Origin of the sequence: Amycolatopsis ruanii (assembly GCF_003385175.1) — a bacterium.
In the GTDB taxonomy this organism is placed as follows: domain Bacteria; phylum Actinomycetota; class Actinomycetes; order Mycobacteriales; family Pseudonocardiaceae; genus Amycolatopsis_E; species Amycolatopsis_E thermalba.
Genome location: NZ_PQHY01000037.1, coordinates 26,255 through 42,084, shown reverse-complemented (window position 1 = coordinate 42,084; position 15,830 = coordinate 26,255). Strand labels below are relative to the sequence as shown.

Annotated in this window: 14 protein-coding genes and 1 riboswitch; of the genes, 3 read left to right on the top strand and 11 right to left on the bottom strand. The window is 73.6% G+C overall.

Going from position 1 to position 15,830, the window contains the following annotated elements; genetic code table 11:
• Window positions 1-86 precede the first annotated feature (86 nt).
• The 8 genes from hemB to D0D28_RS20320 all read right to left on the bottom strand — a co-directional run bounded on the left by hemB (window position 87) and on the right by D0D28_RS20320 (window position 9,236).
• Window positions 87-1,058 carry a porphobilinogen synthase gene (hemB, locus tag D0D28_RS20355; RefSeq protein ID WP_116111623.1) on the bottom strand — a complete coding sequence of 324 codons (972 nt, stop codon included), beginning with the start codon at window positions 1,056-1,058 and terminating at the stop codon, window positions 87-89.
• 78 nt (window positions 1,059-1,136) lie between these two features.
• Window positions 1,137-2,672, bottom strand: a complete 1,536-nt coding sequence (locus tag D0D28_RS20350; protein ID WP_116111622.1) for a uroporphyrinogen-III synthase — start codon at window positions 2,670-2,672, stop codon at window positions 1,137-1,139.
• A gap of 55 nt (window positions 2,673-2,727) precedes the next feature.
• The gene (gene hemC / locus D0D28_RS20345) at window positions 2,728-3,693 is read right to left on the bottom strand and encodes a hydroxymethylbilane synthase (RefSeq protein ID WP_162831130.1); all 966 of its coding nucleotides are present in this window, start codon (window positions 3,691-3,693) and stop codon (window positions 2,728-2,730) included.
• A complete protein-coding gene (locus tag D0D28_RS20340) occupies window positions 3,690-5,015 on the bottom strand; it encodes a glutamyl-tRNA reductase (RefSeq protein WP_116111621.1) in 1,326 nt (441 codons plus the stop codon). Before D0D28_RS20340 ends, hemC begins: the two co-directional genes overlap by 4 nt.
• On the bottom strand, window positions 5,016-5,795 hold the full coding sequence (locus tag D0D28_RS20335) for a redox-sensing transcriptional repressor Rex (RefSeq protein WP_094003729.1): 780 nt from the start codon (window positions 5,793-5,795) through the stop codon (window positions 5,016-5,018).
• A gap of 165 nt (window positions 5,796-5,960) precedes the next feature.
• Entirely contained in the window at window positions 5,961-7,475 is a 1,515-nt protein-coding gene (locus tag D0D28_RS20330; RefSeq protein WP_116111620.1) for a molybdopterin-dependent oxidoreductase, read from the bottom strand.
• Window positions 7,476-7,498: 23 nt separating this feature from the next.
• Entirely contained in the window at window positions 7,499-7,735 is a 237-nt protein-coding gene (locus D0D28_RS20325) for a glutaredoxin family protein (protein WP_116111619.1), read from the bottom strand.
• Between the two features lie 7 nt (window positions 7,736-7,742).
• Window positions 7,743-9,236 (bottom strand): AMP-binding protein, encoded by a 1,494-nt coding sequence (locus D0D28_RS20320; RefSeq protein WP_094003726.1) that lies wholly within the window; start codon window positions 9,234-9,236, stop codon window positions 7,743-7,745.
• A gap of 224 nt (window positions 9,237-9,460) precedes the next feature.
• Between D0D28_RS20320 and D0D28_RS20315 the strand changes: the two genes are divergently transcribed.
• Both D0D28_RS20315 and D0D28_RS20310 read left to right on the top strand, forming a co-directional pair.
• Complete coding sequence (locus D0D28_RS20315; protein WP_240323277.1) at window positions 9,461-10,051, top strand: sigma-70 family RNA polymerase sigma factor; 591 nt, start codon at window positions 9,461-9,463, stop codon at window positions 10,049-10,051.
• A gap of 39 nt (window positions 10,052-10,090) precedes the next feature.
• A complete protein-coding gene (locus tag D0D28_RS20310) occupies window positions 10,091-11,089 on the top strand; it encodes a DUF5667 domain-containing protein (protein WP_116111617.1) in 999 nt (332 codons plus the stop codon).
• Between the two features lie 212 nt (window positions 11,090-11,301).
• On the opposite strand, the gene D0D28_RS20305 is transcribed toward D0D28_RS20310, so the two are convergent.
• On the bottom strand, window positions 11,302-11,616 hold the full coding sequence (locus D0D28_RS20305) for a DMT family transporter (protein WP_094003723.1): 315 nt from the start codon (window positions 11,614-11,616) through the stop codon (window positions 11,302-11,304).
• A 33-nt stretch (window positions 11,617-11,649) separates the two neighbouring features.
• A riboswitch (guanidine-III (ykkC-III) riboswitch) is annotated at window positions 11,650-11,710 on the bottom strand.
• A gap of 5 nt (window positions 11,711-11,715) precedes the next feature.
• Window positions 11,716-13,671 carry an ABC1 kinase family protein gene (locus D0D28_RS20300; RefSeq protein WP_116111616.1) on the bottom strand — a complete coding sequence of 652 codons (1,956 nt, stop codon included), beginning with the start codon at window positions 13,669-13,671 and terminating at the stop codon, window positions 11,716-11,718.
• Between the two features lie 180 nt (window positions 13,672-13,851).
• Here D0D28_RS20300 and D0D28_RS20295 point away from each other — a divergent pair, with 180 nt between their 5' ends.
• Window positions 13,852-14,688 (top strand): HAD family hydrolase, encoded by an 837-nt coding sequence (locus tag D0D28_RS20295; RefSeq protein WP_229874567.1) that lies wholly within the window; start codon window positions 13,852-13,854, stop codon window positions 14,686-14,688.
• Between the two features lie 1,003 nt (window positions 14,689-15,691).
• On the opposite strand, the gene D0D28_RS36215 is transcribed toward D0D28_RS20295, so the two are convergent.
• Window positions 15,692-15,829: a hypothetical protein gene (locus tag D0D28_RS36215; RefSeq protein ID WP_167481474.1), complete on the bottom strand. Its 138-nt coding sequence runs from the start codon at window positions 15,827-15,829 to the stop codon at window positions 15,692-15,694.
• Between the last annotated feature and the right edge of the window lies 1 nt (window position 15,830).

The following is a 15,830-nucleotide window of genomic DNA, read 5'->3' as shown; positions in this document are numbered from 1 at the left end:
CGCCAGCGGCTCCGTTGAGGGCGGTGGTGGGCTGGCGGGTGGGCTACTGCGCCGCGCCAGCGGCTCCGGTGCGGGCGGTGCTGGGCTCAGTCGAGCCAGGCCGCCGCCTCCGTGGCCCAGTAGGTCAGGATCATGTCCGCGCCCGCCCGGCGGATCGAGGTCAGCACCTCGAGGATGGTGCGCTCGCGCTCCAGCCAGCCGTTCGCCGCGGCCGCCTCGACCATCGCGTACTCGCCGGAGATGTTGTACGCGGCGACCGGGACCGGGGAGGCGTCGGCCGCCTGGCGGAGGACGTCCAGGTAGGACAGTGCCGGCTTGATCATGATGGCGTCGGCGCCCTCTTCGACGTCCAGCTCGATCTCGCGCAGCGCCTCGCGGGCGTTGCCCGGGTCCTGCTGGTAGGTCTTGCGGTCGCCCTTGAGCTGGGAGTCCACCGCCTCGCGGAACGGGCCGTAGAACGCGCTGGCGTACTTGGCGGAGTAGGCGAGGATGCCGGTGCCGGTGTGGCCGGCTTCGTCGAGGGCCCGGCGGATGACGCCGACCTGGCCGTCCATCATGCCGCTCGGCCCGACTAGGTGCGCCCCGGCTTCGGCCTGGGCGACGGCCATCTCCGCGTACAGCTCCAGGGTGGCGTCGTTGTCCACGGCGCCGCTGTCGTCGAGGACGCCGCAGTGGCCGTGGTCGGTGAACTCGTCGAGGCAGGTGTCGGCCATCAGGACGGTCGAGTCGCCGAGTTCGGAACGCAGATCACGCAGGGCGACGTTGAGGATGCCGTTCTCGTCGATCCCGCCGGAGCCGGTGGCGTCCCGGTGCGCCGGGATGCCGAACAGCATGAGCCCGCCGACGCCGGCCCCCACCGCCTCGACGGCCGCCTTGCGCAGCGAGTCCCGCGTGTGCTGGACGACGCCCGGCATGCTCGCGATGGGCCGGGGCTGGTCGGCCCCTTCCGCGACGAACATGGGCAGGATCAGCTGGCGCGGCCGGAGGGTGGTCTCGCTGACGAGGCGCCGCAGCGCCGCCGTGCTACGCAACCGGCGGGGACGATGCTCGGGAAACACGCCACCGACGGTACTCCGGCCCCGGACACGGCTCGGGGCCGCCCGTGAGATCTCACAGACGGCCCCGAGCCGGTGGAATCAGGAAGAACGCCGCGTGCGCTTCGCCTTCCGGGGCGGCGGCAGGGCGCCCTCCGCGCGCAGCTTCGCGGCGTGCGCGGCCAGCGCGTCGACCAGGTGCGGCACGTCGGCCACCTCCGGCTGCCCGTCCACCCGCAGGCCGAACTCCACCGCGGTCTCCGCGGTCTTCGGCCCGATGCACGCCACCAGCGTGCGCGTGTGCGGCTTCCCGGCGATGCCGACCAGGTTCCGCACCGTCGAGGACGAGGTGAAGCACACCGCGTCGAACCCGCCGGTCTTGATCATCTCGCGCGTCTCGGCCGGCGGCGGCGCGGCCCGGACGGTCCGGTAGGCCGTCACGTCGTCGACCTCCCAGCCGCGGTCCACCAGGCCCGCGGACAGGGTCTCGGTGGCGATGTCGGCCCGCGGCAGCAGCACGCGGTTCACCGGGTCCAGCACGTCGTCGTACGGCGGGAACTCGGCCAGCAGACCCTCGCTGGACTGCTCGCCCTGCGGGATCATCTCCGGGTTGATGCCGAACGCCCGCACGCGCGCCGCGGTGGCCTCGCCGACGCAGGCGATCTTCACGCCGGAGAAGGCGCGGGCGTCGAGGCCGAACTCCTCGAACTTCTCCCACACCGCCTTCACCGCGTTGGCCGAGGTGAACACGATCCACTGGTAGCGGCCGTCGACCAGGCCCTTGACCGCGCGCTCCATCTGCGCGGGGCTGCGCGGCGGCTCGACCGAGATGGTCGGCACCTCGTGCGAGGTGGCGCCGTGGATGCGCAGCCGCTCGGCCATCTCGCCGGCCTGCTCCTTGGTGCGCGGCACCAGGACCTTCCAGCCGTACAGGGCACGCGACTCCCACCAGGACAGCTTCGACCGCTGCCCGGCCTGCTCACCGACGGTCACCACGAGCGGTCCGACCAGCTCACCGGCGTCCTGCGACAGGCTCGCCAGCGTGGTGTCGACCGTGCGCTGGGTGTTGATCGTGCCGTTGGCGGTCACGGCGACCGGGGTGGTGCCGGCCAGGCCGTGCTCGGTCAGCGCGCCCGCGGCCTCGGCCAGCTGGCCGGACGTCGCGTGCAGCACGATCGGGCCCGGCGCCGCGGCCACCTTCGCCCAGTCCACGTCACCGCGGACGTCCACGTCGGTGTAGCTGCCGCCGAGCGCGATGCCGGCGTAGGCGGGCACGGCCGAGCCCGGCGTGATGCCGGGGACGACCTCGAAGACCGCGCTGGTCTTCGCCACGGCCTGCACCTCGGCGACGGCGGCGGCGCTGGTCAGCGGGTCACCGCTGGACAGGCGCAGCACCAGCCGTCCGCCCTTGGCCTCGTTGGCGAGGTCCTTCGCGACCTCGGCCGGCTCGCCGACGGCGGGCCGGACCTCGGCGTCCGCGCTGGCGCCCGCGAGCACGCCGGCGGGCACGTCCGGGTCGGTCACCACGACCTCGGCCTTCGCCAGGAGCTCCTGGGCACGTACGGTCAGCAGTCCGGCGTCGCCGGGGCCGGAGCCCACGAAGGCGACGCGCCCAGCGGTTGTCCGCGCGGGGGTCATCGTGTCTTTCTCCTATTGATCGGCGCGAGCACGCCGTACCGTTCGAGGAACTGGTTTACCGTGATTCGCGGCCCGGGCCGGACAGCGCGCCGGCTCCGAGGTCGAGCAGCTCCGCGGCCAGGTCACGGCCGAGTTGCTCCGCTTCGCTCTTGCCGGCGACCGCCGAGGCCCGCAGCAGCTGCACGGACTCGTCGTCGAGGCCTGCGGCGGCGACCCCGCGCAGCGAGACGCGTTCGACCACTCGGTCGCCCGCGCCTGTGTCTTCGTAATCCTCCACAACCTCGGCGAGTGCGCCGACGGGCGCGCTGCAGCCGGCTTCGAGCGCGGCCAGCATGGCCCGCTCCGCCGTCACCGCGGCCCGTGTCGCTTCGTCGTCCACAATGGACCGAAGAAGGTGTTCGATGTCCACGTCGTCGACGCGGCACTCCACCGCCAGCGCGCCCTGGGCGGGCGCGGGCAGCATCTGGATCGGGTCCAGGGTCTCGGTGATCACGTCGGCCCGGCCGAGGCGGACCAGGCCGGCGCGGGCCTGCTCGACGGCGTCCAGCTCGCCGTCGAAGACCTTGTTCAGCCGGGTGTCGATGTTGCCCCGGATGGGCACGACCTCGAAGCCGAGGCCGAGCGCGCGCAGCTGCGCCGTGCGGCGCGGTGAGCCGGTGCCGATCCGGGCGCCGGAGGGCAGCTCGCCCAGGGTCAGCCCGTCGCGCGCGATCAACGCGTCACGCGGGTCCTCCCGCGGCGGCACGGCGGCCAGCACGATGCCGCGCTCGGGCGCCGTCGGCAGGTCCTTGTACGAGTGCACCGCGACGTCGACCTGCTTGTTCAGCAGGGCCTCGCGCAGCGCGGAGGTGAACACGCCGACACCGATCTCCGCGATCGGCGCGCTGGAGCGGTCACCGGGTGTGGAGACCTTGACGATCTCGACCTCCTGCCCCGCCTTGCGCAGCGCGTCGGCGACCGTGCCGGTCTGCGTCAGGGCGAGCGCACTGCCCCGGGTCCCGATCCGAATGGTCCTCGTCACTTGCCTTCACCGTCTGTCCTGGGCAGGCGCTCGGTGGTCGGGCTCGACACGACGGCCGGCGAGGCCGGGTCGAGCTCGAACAGCTCCCGGAGCGCGTTGGCGTAGTCCGTGCCCTGGGTTTCCGCGGCGAGCTGCTTCACACGCACCGTCGGCGCGTGCAGCAGCTTGTCCACGACCCGGCGCACGGTCCGGTTGAACTCGTCGCGGACCGCGGCGTCGAGACCGGGCAGCCGGTTGTCCAGCCGCAGCATCTCGGCGTCGACGACCTCGGCGGCCCGCTTGCGCAGCGCGGTGACGGTCGGGGTGACCGCGGCGCTGCGCTGCGCGGCGAGGTACTCGGTCGGCTCGTCCAGCACGATGCCGTTGGCCTTGGCGATCTGCTTGGCGCTGCCTGCCGAACCGTGCGAGTCCATCCGCCTGCGGACGGTCTCCAGGTCGACCAGGCGCACGCCGGGCAGGGCGTCCACGTCGGGGTGGACGTCGCGCGGCAGGCCGAGGTCGCACACGACCACCGGGCGGTCGCCGCGCGCGGCCAGGTGCGCGGGGGTGATGACGACGTCCTGGGCGCCGGTGCAGGCGACCACGACGTCGGCGTCGGCCAGGCGCGCGGTCAGCTCGTCCATGCCCGCGGCCACGGCGGGCACGCCCTGCTCGGTGACGTTGGCCGCGAACCGCTCGGCGTTGGCCAGGGTGCGGTTGACGACCGTGATCCGGCCGATGCCGCCCTTGCGCAGCTGGCTCGCGGACAGCGCGCCCATCGAGCCGGCGCCGACGATCACCGCGTGCTTGCCCGCCAGGTCGGGCGCCTCGCCGAGGGCCTCGGACACCACGGACGCGCCGAGGTGGTCCAGCCCGGTCTCGGAGTGCACGCGCTTGCCGACGCGCAGCGTGGTCTGGATCAGCTCGTGCAGGGTGCGGCCGACGGTGCCGGCCTCGCGCGCGGCGGCGTAGTAGTTGCGCACCTGGCCGAGGATCTGGGTCTCGCCGACGACCATCGAGTCCAGGCCGGAGGCCACGGAGAAGATGTGCTCGACCGCGGCGCCCGCGTAGTGCACGTAGAAGTTGTCGTAGAGGTCGGCGGCGTCGCAGCCGGCCTGCCGGGCGAGCACCTCGGAGATGTCGGCGAGACCGCCGTGGAACGCCTCGACCACCGAGTAGACCTCGATGCGGTTGCAGGTCGAGACGACCATGACCTCGTTCACGTGCGGCGACTGCTGGAGCTCGTGCAGGACCTTGTCCAGCTCCGTCGCCGGGATCGCGACCTTCTCCAGCGTGCGGAGATCGGCAGTGCGGTACGACAGCCCGACGGCCAGGACACTCACTTAGCGCACCACCATTCCGTTACCCACGTTCTCCGCTCGCCGGGCGACGTGGAACGACAGGATCTGCAGCTCCACGGCCAGGTCGACCTTGCGCACCTCGACGTGGTCGGGTACCTGGAGGACCACCGGCGCGAAGTTCAGGATGCACTGCACCCCGCCCTGCACCAGCCGGTCGGCGACCGTCTGGGCGGCGGGCGGCGGCGTCGCGATGACGCCGATCGAGATCCCCCGCTCCGAGCACACCTCGGGGATGTCGTTGAGGTGCGACACCGGGATCCCGCCGACCGGCACGCCGATCAGGTCGGGGTCGATGTCGAACAGCGCCTCGACCGGGAACCCCCGGCCGGGGAAGCCTCCGTAATTGGCCAACGCATGACCGAGGTTACCGATTCCGACGACGGCGACCTTGTGCTGTCGCGTGAGTCCCAATATGCGTTCGAGCTGGGCGACCAGGACGGCCACCTCGTAGCCGACGCCGCGGGTGCCGTAGGAGCCGAGGTAGGACAGGTCCTTGCGCAGCTTGGCGGAGTTCACGCCGGCCGCGGTGGCGAGCTCCTCGCTGGCCACGGTGGTCGCGCCTTGCTCGGCCATCGCGGACAGGACGCGCAGGTAGACGGCGAGACGGGCGACGGCGGCCTCCGGGATCGCGCGGACCCGGGCCTCCTCGGCGCCGTTCTCGGTGACCGCGGGCATCTCCGCGGTGGGGGCGTTGTCGGCGTCCGGGGTGGACAGGTTCCGGGCGACGGCCGCACCGTTTCGCCGGCCACGCTGTGACACCACGCCGGCCTCCTCGTTCCACGCCCTCGATGAGCTTCGAATTCCCTCTTGACCCGGGCCGCGAAGTCGGGTTTGATGCACGGCCGCCGTGAGGGGTACCGGCAATACGGTAGCCACTTGTGAACGCAGGCACAAAGTGGCTGGTCAACGGCATGACCGAAAGCACACCTAGCGCGCGGTGAAGGTGATCGCGTGCCAGCCGGTGGCGCCGTCGGGGAGGACGTCGGCGAGCTGATCGGTCTGGGTGTAGCCGCTCCGGTCCGTTGCTCGCACCCGCACGACGTGGTTGCCGCGCGCGGCGGCGACGTCCGCCCACCACATCCGCCACGCGTCCACCGTCACCTCCGTGGACAGCTGCGCGGGCTCCCACGGCCCGTCGTCCACGCTCACCTCGACCCGGTCGATGCCGGTGTGCTGGGCCCACGCGAGCCCGGCGACCCGCACCGGCCCGGCGGTGACCGGCCCGCGCGGCGCGTCGATCCGCGACTGGGTCTTGATCGGCGCGTGCTTCGCCCAGCCGCGCCGCAGCCAGTACGGCGTGCGCGCGTCCCAGGTGGTGACCTCCAGGTCGGTGACCCATTTCGTCGCCGAGACGTAGCCGTAGAGCCCGGGCACGACCAGCCGCGCCGGGAAGCCGTGCTCGACGGGCAGCGGCTCGCCGTTCATACCGATCGCCAGCATCGCGCCCACCGACGGATCGGCCATCGCGGCCACCGGCGTGCCCGCGGTCCAGCCGTCGGCGCTGGTGGAGAACACCTGCTCGGCGCCGGGTGCGACCCCGGCCTCGGCCAGCAGCTCGGCGAGGTCGACGCCGACGAACCGCGCGGTGGAGATGTAGGGCCCGCCGACCGGGTTGGACACGCAGCACAGGGTCACGATCCGCTCGACCAGCGGCCGGTTCCGGATGCCGGACCAGGAGTAGGTGGTCTCGCGGTCCACCATGCCGTGGATCCGCAGCGACCAGTCCTCGGTGCGCACCTGCGGGACGACGAGCGCGGTGTCGATCCGGTAGAAGTCCGCGTTGGGCGTGAGGAACGGCGGCGTGCCGAACTTCGCGAAGTCCGCGCCGGCGGGCACCGGTGGCGCGGTCCGGGCCGGGATCAGCGGACCGACGGCCGCCCGGGAGCCCTCGGCGTCCTTGCTCGCGCCGACCAGCTGTCCGGCGACCCCGGCGGCACCGGCGCCCGCCACGGCGAGCAGGAAGTTCCGCCGCGCCGCCGACGAGTACTGCCCGTCCAGCGCGGTCCGGTGCAGCCACGCGAACACCGCGAGCCCGGCGACCAGGCTGACCACCGGCGCGAGCAACGCGATCTGCCCCAGGTCGGGGCGGGTGAACACGGCGGCACCGCCGAGCACGCCGACCACGGACACGAACACGAGCCCCGGCGCGGGCCGGCGGCGGGAGGCCAGCCCGGCGGCCACCGCGAGCACCAGCGCCACCACGGCCATGCCGGTCAGCAGCACCGCCTTGTCCGCGGTGCCGAACGCTCGCACCGCGAAGTCCTTGAGCCAGCCCGGGGACACGTCGATCGCCGCGTTGCCGACCGCGAAGAACGGCGAAGCGCCCGCCCCGACGAACCCGGCCACCAGGTGCCCGGTCCCGAGCGCGGCGACCAGGGCGATCACGCCGATCAGCCCGGCGACGGGCGCGGACAGCCGCGGCGGCTCGAGGTGCGTGCTCACCCCACCAGTCTGACCCGTGCGGGTCACGCCAGCGCGGCGCGGAAGCGGTCCTCCTCGACCTTCCAGTAGCCGTGCTCGGCGCCGTCGACGAGGATCACCGGCACCCGGTCGCCGTACTCGGCCTGCCACTCCGGATCGCTGTCGACGTCCTCGGCGCGCCACGGCACACCCAGCTCGGCGCAGATCCGCTCGACGTCGCGTTCCGCCTGGACGCACGACGAGCAGCCCCGGCGGGTCATCACGGTCACTTCGTGGGCCATGGGCCCATCATCCCCGCAGCTGGACGCGGCGCAGCTTCCCGGTCGCCGAATGCGGCAGCCGCTCGGCGAACTCGACCGTGCGCGGCACCTTGTACCCGGCCAGGTGGGCGGCGCAGTGCTCGACGACCTGCTGCTCGGACAGCGACGCGCCGGGCGCGGGCACCACGACCGCCTTGACCGCCTCGCCGCTGCGCTCGTCGAGCACCCCGACCACGGCCGACTCGGCGACCTCCGGCAGCCGCGCGATGACCTCCTCGACCTCGTGCGGGTAGACGTTGAAGCCGTTGACGATGATCAGGTCGTTGGCGCGGTCCACCAGGTGCAGGTCGCCGTCGCTGTCCAGGAACCCGACGTCGCCGGTGCGGAACCAGCCGTCCGCGTCCGGCCCGTGCGCCCCGTCCGGCCAGTAGCCGGAGAACAGGTTCGCGCCGCGGATCGCGACCAGCCCGGTGCCGTCGCCGTCCTCGGCGAACACGTCGTCCGGGTCGTCCGGGTCGAGCGGCACCGCCTCGCCCGAGCCGTCCGGCCCGACCAGCCGGACCTCCACGCCGGGCAGCGGACGGCCGGTCGACCCCGGCTTCGGGTAGCCGGTGACCAGCGTCGACGTCACCACCGGCGCGGTCTCGGTCAGCCCGTAGCCCTCGAAGACGCCCAGCCCGGTCTTCTCCCGGATCGCGGCCAGCACCTTCGGGTGCAGCGGCGCGGCGCCCGAGGTGAGCAGGCGGACCGTGCCCAGGCCGGCGGCCAGCTCCTCCGGCTCCAACGCGGCCAGCTCGGCGTACATCGCCGGCACCCCGCCGATCACGGTCACGTGGTGGTCCACGCACGCCTGCAGCGCCTGCCGCGCGTCGAACCGTTCGGCCAGCACGGCCGTCGCGCCCACCGCGGTGCTCAGCAGCAGGCCCGGGCCGAGGCCGTAGACGTGGAACAGCGGGATCGCGATCAGCACCCGGTCCGGGTGCCCGACCGGCGCCGGGTCGAGGCGGCCCAGTTGTTCGAGGTTGGCCAGCAGCGCGCGGTGGGACAGCATCACGCCGCGCGGCGGTCCGGTGGTGCCCGAGGTGTAGGACAGCACGGCGATGTCCTCACCACCGCCGCGGGCGGGGAAATTCGCACCGGGACCGATTTCCGGCCGCAGCACGGGCACCTCGTCCGTGCCGTCGTCGGGGTCCCGGCTGATCACCAGGCGCGCGCCGCTGTGCGCGAGCACGGTGTCCAGCTCCGGGCGCGGAGCCAGCGGCGAGACCGGCACGGCGATCGCACCGGAGCGGGTGACGCCGAACAGGGCGACGGCGAAGTCCGCCGAGGTGGGCAGCCGCATCGCGACGCGGTCACCGGCCCGCACGCCCTGGCCGGTGAGCCGCTGCGCGAGCCCGCCCGCGGCCGCGTCCAGCTCGGACCAGGTCAGGCTGACACCGGCCGCGGTGTCGATCACCGCGACGGCGTCCGGCCACTGCTCGGCGGCGCCGGTGAGCAGGTCGGCGATGTTGCCCGTTTTCATGTGAGTCAGTGTGGCACCAACCAGGCGTCGTCTCACCCGTCACGGGGAAGCCCGGCGATCGTCGCTCTTCCGAGACCCCCGCCACTACCTACTTCCGGGTAACTACCCGTATGCTGCTTCTCGCGTCGTAGTGGTGATGATCACTCGGGTCGGACGAAGGAGTCGCCGTGACGAACTGGCTTGCCGCCCGTCCAGCGGGTCTGCACGTCGGCACGGTCACCCGCGTGGACGAGGTGCCGGACGAGCAGGCGGGGCCGTGGGCCCTGGTCCGCGCCGCCCAGCAGGGTGACACCGCCGCCTTCGGCGCGCTCTACGACCAGTACGTCGACGTCGTCTACCGCTACGTGTACTTCCGCCTCAGCGACCGCGAGCTGGCCGAGGACATCACGAGCGAGACGTTCCTGCGGGCGCTGCGCCGGATCTCGTCGGTCAGCTACCAGGGTCGCGACGTCGGCGCGTGGTTCGTCACCATCGCGCGCAACATCGTGCTCGACCACCTCAAGTCCAGCCGGTACAAGCTCGAGGTGGTCACCGACGAGGTCGCCGACTCGGGCTCGGCGCCGTTCGCCGCGACCTCGGGTCCCGACGCGGGCCCGGAGCAGCAGGCGGTCACCAGCGCGACCCGCGACGCCCTGCTGTCCGCGATCGCCGGCCTGGGCGACGACCAGCGGGAATGCATCGTGCTGCGGTTCATCCAGGGCCTGTCGCTGGCCGAGACCGCGCGGATCATGAAGCGCAACGAGGGCGCCATCAAGGCGTTGCAGCACCGCGCGGTGCGCAAGCTCGCGCAGCTCCTGCCGGACGGGTGGCGCTGACCGCGTAACAACCGGACGGTTTGCGTCGTTGCAGGTGGTGTGGACGAACACCGGTGGACGGCGCGTGAGCTGGAGGTCATCTCCGGCCTTCGCGCACTGGGGCGCGCCGTCGAACCGGACGAGCACACCAGGGCCCGCATCCGCGCCGACATCTCGCGGAAGCTGGAGGCGGAGCCCAGCCGGCGGCGGCGCGTGCTGGCGACCGTCCTGGCCGCCGCGGCCGCGCTGATCGTCTTCGTCGCCGGGGTCGGCCTGCTGCTCTCCCGCGGCTCGCTGCCCGGTGACCCGCTCTACGGCATGAAGCTGGCGAGCGAGGACGCCCAGCTGCAGCTCACCTTCGACGAGGCCGCGCGCGGGTCGAAGCACCTGCAGTTCGCGGCGAACCGGCTCGACGAGCTCGCCGCGATGCCCTCCCCCGGCGCCGACGCTTTTCTGACAACGTTGTCGGCATTCGCCGCGGAGGCGACGGCCGGGACCGCGCGGCTCACGGTGCTCGGCGTGCAGGGCGACACGGCCCGGCTGGAGCAGCTGCGGACGTGGGCGCGCGAGCAGGCCGGCAAGCTCGGCGGCCTCGCGGTGCCCGACGCCGCGCGCAACGGGTTCACGCAGGCCGGGGCGCTGCTCAACCGCATCGACGCGCGGGCGGTGGCGCTGGCCGGGCGGCTGTCCTGCTACCGCATCACCACCGGCGAGGCCGACGACCTGGGCGCGGTCCCGGCGTCCGGCGAGTGCGCGGTCCCGCCGGACGCGCTGCTCGGCATCCCGACCGCGGTGCCGCTGCCGCCGGTGAGCACGGTGTCCCCGCCGCCGGTCGAGATCGCGACGACGCCGACCGCGCCCGGGACGAGCGCACCGGTCGTGCCCACGGCGACGGGTCCCCTGCCGCGGCCGAGCAGCGGTCAGGCGCCCCCGGTCCTGCCGCCGCCGATCAGCGCGCCGACCAGCACCCGGCTGCCGGTGCCGTCGACCACGACGCCACCGCCGTTGATCTCGATCCCGCCGCTGATCCCCGGCCTGCCGGGACTCGGGATCGGCTGAGCGGCCGCAGCACCGCCACGCTGTTCGCCTTCGCCTGCCTGGTCCTCGGGCCGCCGTGCGGGCTCGCCGTCGTCCAAGCGAGCGGCGGCGCGTGGGCGGCGGCCGCGTGCACCGCGGCGGCCGGCCTCGTGCTGGGTGCGCTGGTGCACTTCACCGGGCTGACCGGGATGTTCCTGGGTGCGGACGCACCGCCGGGCCGCGCGCGGCGGGCATCAGTGCAGGAGCTTCAGGCCCAGCACCCCGGCGACGATGAGCGCCAGGCACACCAGCCGCGCCGCGGTCACGGCGTCGCCGAGCGCGACCATGCCGTAGACGGCGGTGCCGATCGCACCGATGCCCACCCAGATCGCGTAACCGGTGCCGATGGGGATCGACCGCATCGCGTAGGAGAGCCCGGCCATGCTGGCGACGAGCGCGACGACGAACACCACGCTGGGCACGAGACGGGTGAAGCCGCGAGCGGCGTTGAGGGCGGCGGCCCACACGGTCTCGAGCAGACCGGAGACGACGAGAACGATCCACGCCATGACGGAAAAACCTCCGAACAGAACCGACAACCTGCCACGTCGTCTTGTCCTGCCGGGTACGACGTTCTCGTCCGGGGTGGCGCGCCACCGCCGCCCACGTTACCCGGTTCCGCGCCGCTGCGCCCGGAACACCACGAACAGCAGCCGCAGCCCCAGCAGCGCGCTGACCACCAGCAGGTTGTAGCCGAACACGTGGTTCAGCGTCAGCTCGGGCAGCACCCGCGGCCCGCCGGTGCTAGCGAGCAGCAGGACCGCCATCAGACCGGTCGCCGCGCCGGTCAGGGCCAGCAGCAGCTCGTGCAGCATGCCGAACACCACCGCCCGGTCGCGCTCGTCGGCGAAGGTGCGCACGTTCACCGTCAGCCGGCCCTGCTCCAGCGCCGACGTCAACCGGTCCACGCGGCGGGGCAGGCGGCGCAGCACCGGCAGCAGCGCGACCAGCTCGTCGGTCACCGCGCCGCGCAGCGAGCCCGGCTGCAGCCGCTCCCCGACCAGCGAGCCGGCGAACGACCGGGACGCGCCGAGGATGTCGAAGCCCGGCGACAGCAGCCCGAGCGTGCCCTCCATCGTCGCCAGCGCCCGGAACACCGTCGCGGTCGCCGGCGGGATCGACAACCGGAACTCGGCGATGATCCGGAACAGGTCGGTGAACATGTCCACGTCCGGCGACCGGCCGTGCGACAGGTGCTTCGCCATCAACGCGCCCAGGGCCCGCGCCAGGCGCTGCTCGTCGATCTCGTCCGGCCGGTCCACGATCTCCAGCAGACCGTCCCGCAGCCCCTCCGGATCGCCGCGGTCGACGGCGGCGAACAGGTTCGCCAGCCCACCGCGCAGGGACGAGTCGAGGCGGCCGACCGAGCCGAAGTCGAGCAGCCCGAGGGTGCCGTCGGTGAGCAGGAGGACGTTGCCCGGGTGCGGATCGGCGTGGAAGACCCCGTGCAGCAGGACCTGCCGGAGCAGCGAGTCCAGCAGCCCGCGGGCCAGGACCGCGCGCCGTTCCGCCGGCACCTCGGCGATGCCCTCGCGCACCGGCACGCCGTGCAGGCGCCGCATGACCAGCACGCGCTCACCGGACAGGTCGGCGTGCACGGACGGCAAGGCGACGGCCGAGCCGTTCTCGGCGGCGGCGACCGCGGTGAGGTTGCGGGCCTCGACGCGGAAGTCCAGCTCCTCGGTGAGCGCGGCGCGGAAGCCTTCGGCGAGGTCGAGCACGCCGAGCGAGCGCGCCCAGGCCGCCCGCAGTTCCAGCGAGCGCGCGACGCGGAAGACGATGTCGAGGTCGCGCTCGACGATCCGGTCGATGCCCGGCCGCCGCACCTTGACGACGACGTCCTCACCGCTGTGCAGCCGGGCCCGGTAGACCTGGGCGATCGACGCGGCGCCGAGCGGTTCGGGGTCGAACTCGGCGAACACCTCGGCGCGCGGGCGGCCCAGCTCGGCCTCCAGTTCGCGCTCGACGTCGGCGAACGGCACCGGCGCGACGCGGTCCTGCAGCAGGCTCAGCTCGTCGACGAACACCGGCGGCAGCACGTCCGGCCGGGTGGAGAGGACCTGGCCGAGCTTCACGAAGGTCGCGCCACCGTCCTCCAGTGCGCGCCGCAGCGAGCGGGCCAGGGTGGCGTGCCGGCCGGAGTCGGTGACGCGGCGGCCGGTGAGGTAGGGCCCGATGCCGTGCCGCACGGCGATCCGCGTGATCTGCGAGTACCGGCGGGCCCGGGCGAACCGCGCGCGCAGCGACCGGACCCGGCCGAGCAGCCCGAGCCCGCCGCCGCTGGGGACGGCCATCTCGGCGAGGAACAGGAAGATCAGCGTCGCCAGGAACGCGCATCCGGCGAGCGGCAGGATGAAGCCGAGGTACGCGCCGGCGGAATCGCGCGTCAGCACCCCGATCCGGCCCGCCAGTCCACCCGCGACGGTCCACCCGGCGGCGGCGCCGAGCAGCGCCCGGAACGTGCCGATGCGCACGCCGAGCACCCGCCGCGAGGCGACCACGAGCGGCCACAGCATGAGCAGGTAGACGGGCAGGCTGAGCAGCCCCAGCAACGCTGTCGACATGGTGTTTCCCCCGGCGTGCGATGAGTGTCCCGATCGAAGCACACCGGTGCCCGGTGTGGAGGGATCGCCTGATCCGGATGCGTGACGTGCTCGCTACGCTGACCCCAGGGACAAGCGCAGGAGGCGGTGTGCGTGTGGCGTAGCAGGGGTGACGGCCCGGAGCGCGAGCGGCTCGCCGAGATGGCCGGCGAGGCGTCGGCCGACGCCGCCGTGGCCATGGAGGCCCAGGCCGACGTGCCCCCGGCGCCGCCGGACCTGACCGCCGCCGCGTTCTTCGACGTGGACAACACGATGATGATGGGCGCGTCGATCTTCCACTTCGCCCGCGGGCTGGCCGCGCGCAAGTACTTCACGACGTCGGACCTGGCCGGGTTCGCGTGGCAGCAGATCAAGTTCCGGGTCGGCGGGCGCGAGTCGCACAGCGGGGTGCAGTCCAGCCGCGAGCAGGCGCTGTCGTTCGTCGCGGGCAAGACGGTCGCCGAGATGAACCAGGTCGGCGAGGAGATCTACGACGAGCTGATGGCCGACAAGATCTGGTCGGGCACCCGCGCGCTGGCCGAGATGCACCTCAACGCGGGCCAGCGGGTGTGGCTGGTGACGGCGACGCCGGTCGAGCTGGCGGCGATCATCTCCCGGCGGCTGGGGCTCACCGGCGCGCTGGGCACGGTGGCCGAGCACGTGGACGGGGTGTACACGGGTCGTCTGGTCGGCGACCTGCTGCACGGCAGGGCGAAGGCCCACGCGGTGCGCGCGCTGGCCGCCCGGGAGGGCCTGAACCTCCGGCGGTGCACGGCGTACTCGGACTCGTCGAACGACATCCCGATGCTGTCGGTGTGCGGCACGGCGGTGGCGGTGAACCCGGACGCCGGCCTGCGCGAGGTGGCGCGCGCCCGCGGCTGGGAAATCCGCGACTTCCGGACGGGCCGGAAGGCAGCGAAGATCGGGGTGCCGTCGGTGCTGGGCGCGGGCGCACTGGCGGGAGCGGTAGCGGCCGGGATGGCGTACCGGCGCCGCTGACCGCGCTCCCGGCTGGCGCGCGCGAGGCCTACCCGCGCCGTGCGGCACGGTGGCGACCGGGATGGCGTACCGGCGCCGCTGACCGCGCTCCCGGCTGGCGCGCGCGAGGCCTACCCGCGCCGTGCGGCACGGTGGCGACCGGGATGACCTACCAGCGCCGGTAACCGCACCCCCGGCTACCGCTGCCAAGGCCTACCCGCACCCCCGTGCGGGCGCCGTAGCCGCCGGAATGCCCTACCGACGCCGCTGACCGCGCTCCGGACCGCGTGCCCTCCCAGGGCAGGTGTTGTTCCCCGGCGCGGGTTGGCCGCTTCCGGCGACGCGATGGCCACGGCGGCAACGCCGCCAAGACGCGATCGCCACCCGGCGGCGTGCTGCCCCTCCGCCCATCCGAGCGGCGCATTCCCGCCCGCCCAACCGTGGAACTCGCCCGCGCGACCGCGGGATTCGCCCACCGCTGACCGCGCTCCCGGCTACCGCGCGTAAGACCTACCCGCGCCGTGCGGCACGGTGGCGACCGGGATGACCTACCAGCGCCGGTAACCGCACCCCCGGCTACCGCTCGCGAGGTCTACTCGCACCCCCGTGCGGGCACCGTGGCCGCCGGAATGCCCTACCGACGCCGCTGACCGCGCTCCGGACCGCGTGCCCTCCCAGGGCAGGTGTTGTTCCCCGGCGCGGGTTGGCCGCTTCCGGCGGCGTGCTGCCCCCTCCGCGCATTGCCCAACCGAGCGGGGCGTTCTCGCCCACCCGAACGCGGGACTCGCCCGCCGCTACCGCCCTACCGGCGCCGCTGACCGCGCCCCCGGCTCCCGCTCGCAAGGCCTACCCGCACCGTGCAGCCACCGTGGCGACCGGGATGACCTACCAACGCCGCTAACCGCACCCCGGTTACCGCTGCCAAGGCCGGCCCGCGCCGTCGACGCCAAGCTGGCGCCGTAGCGGCGTCGGCGACCGCGCCCCCGCTCGCAAGGCCTGCCCGCGCCGTGGCGGCCGGGAGGCCCTACCGGCGCCGGCCCCGCTCGTTGCGCCGGTTCTGCGTCGATTCGCCGGCCGGGATGCCGGTGATCGCGTTCGCCAGTTTCAGCACCCCGCCCACGACACGGCCCACCGAGTACGCGATCCGCGTGATCAACCCCATG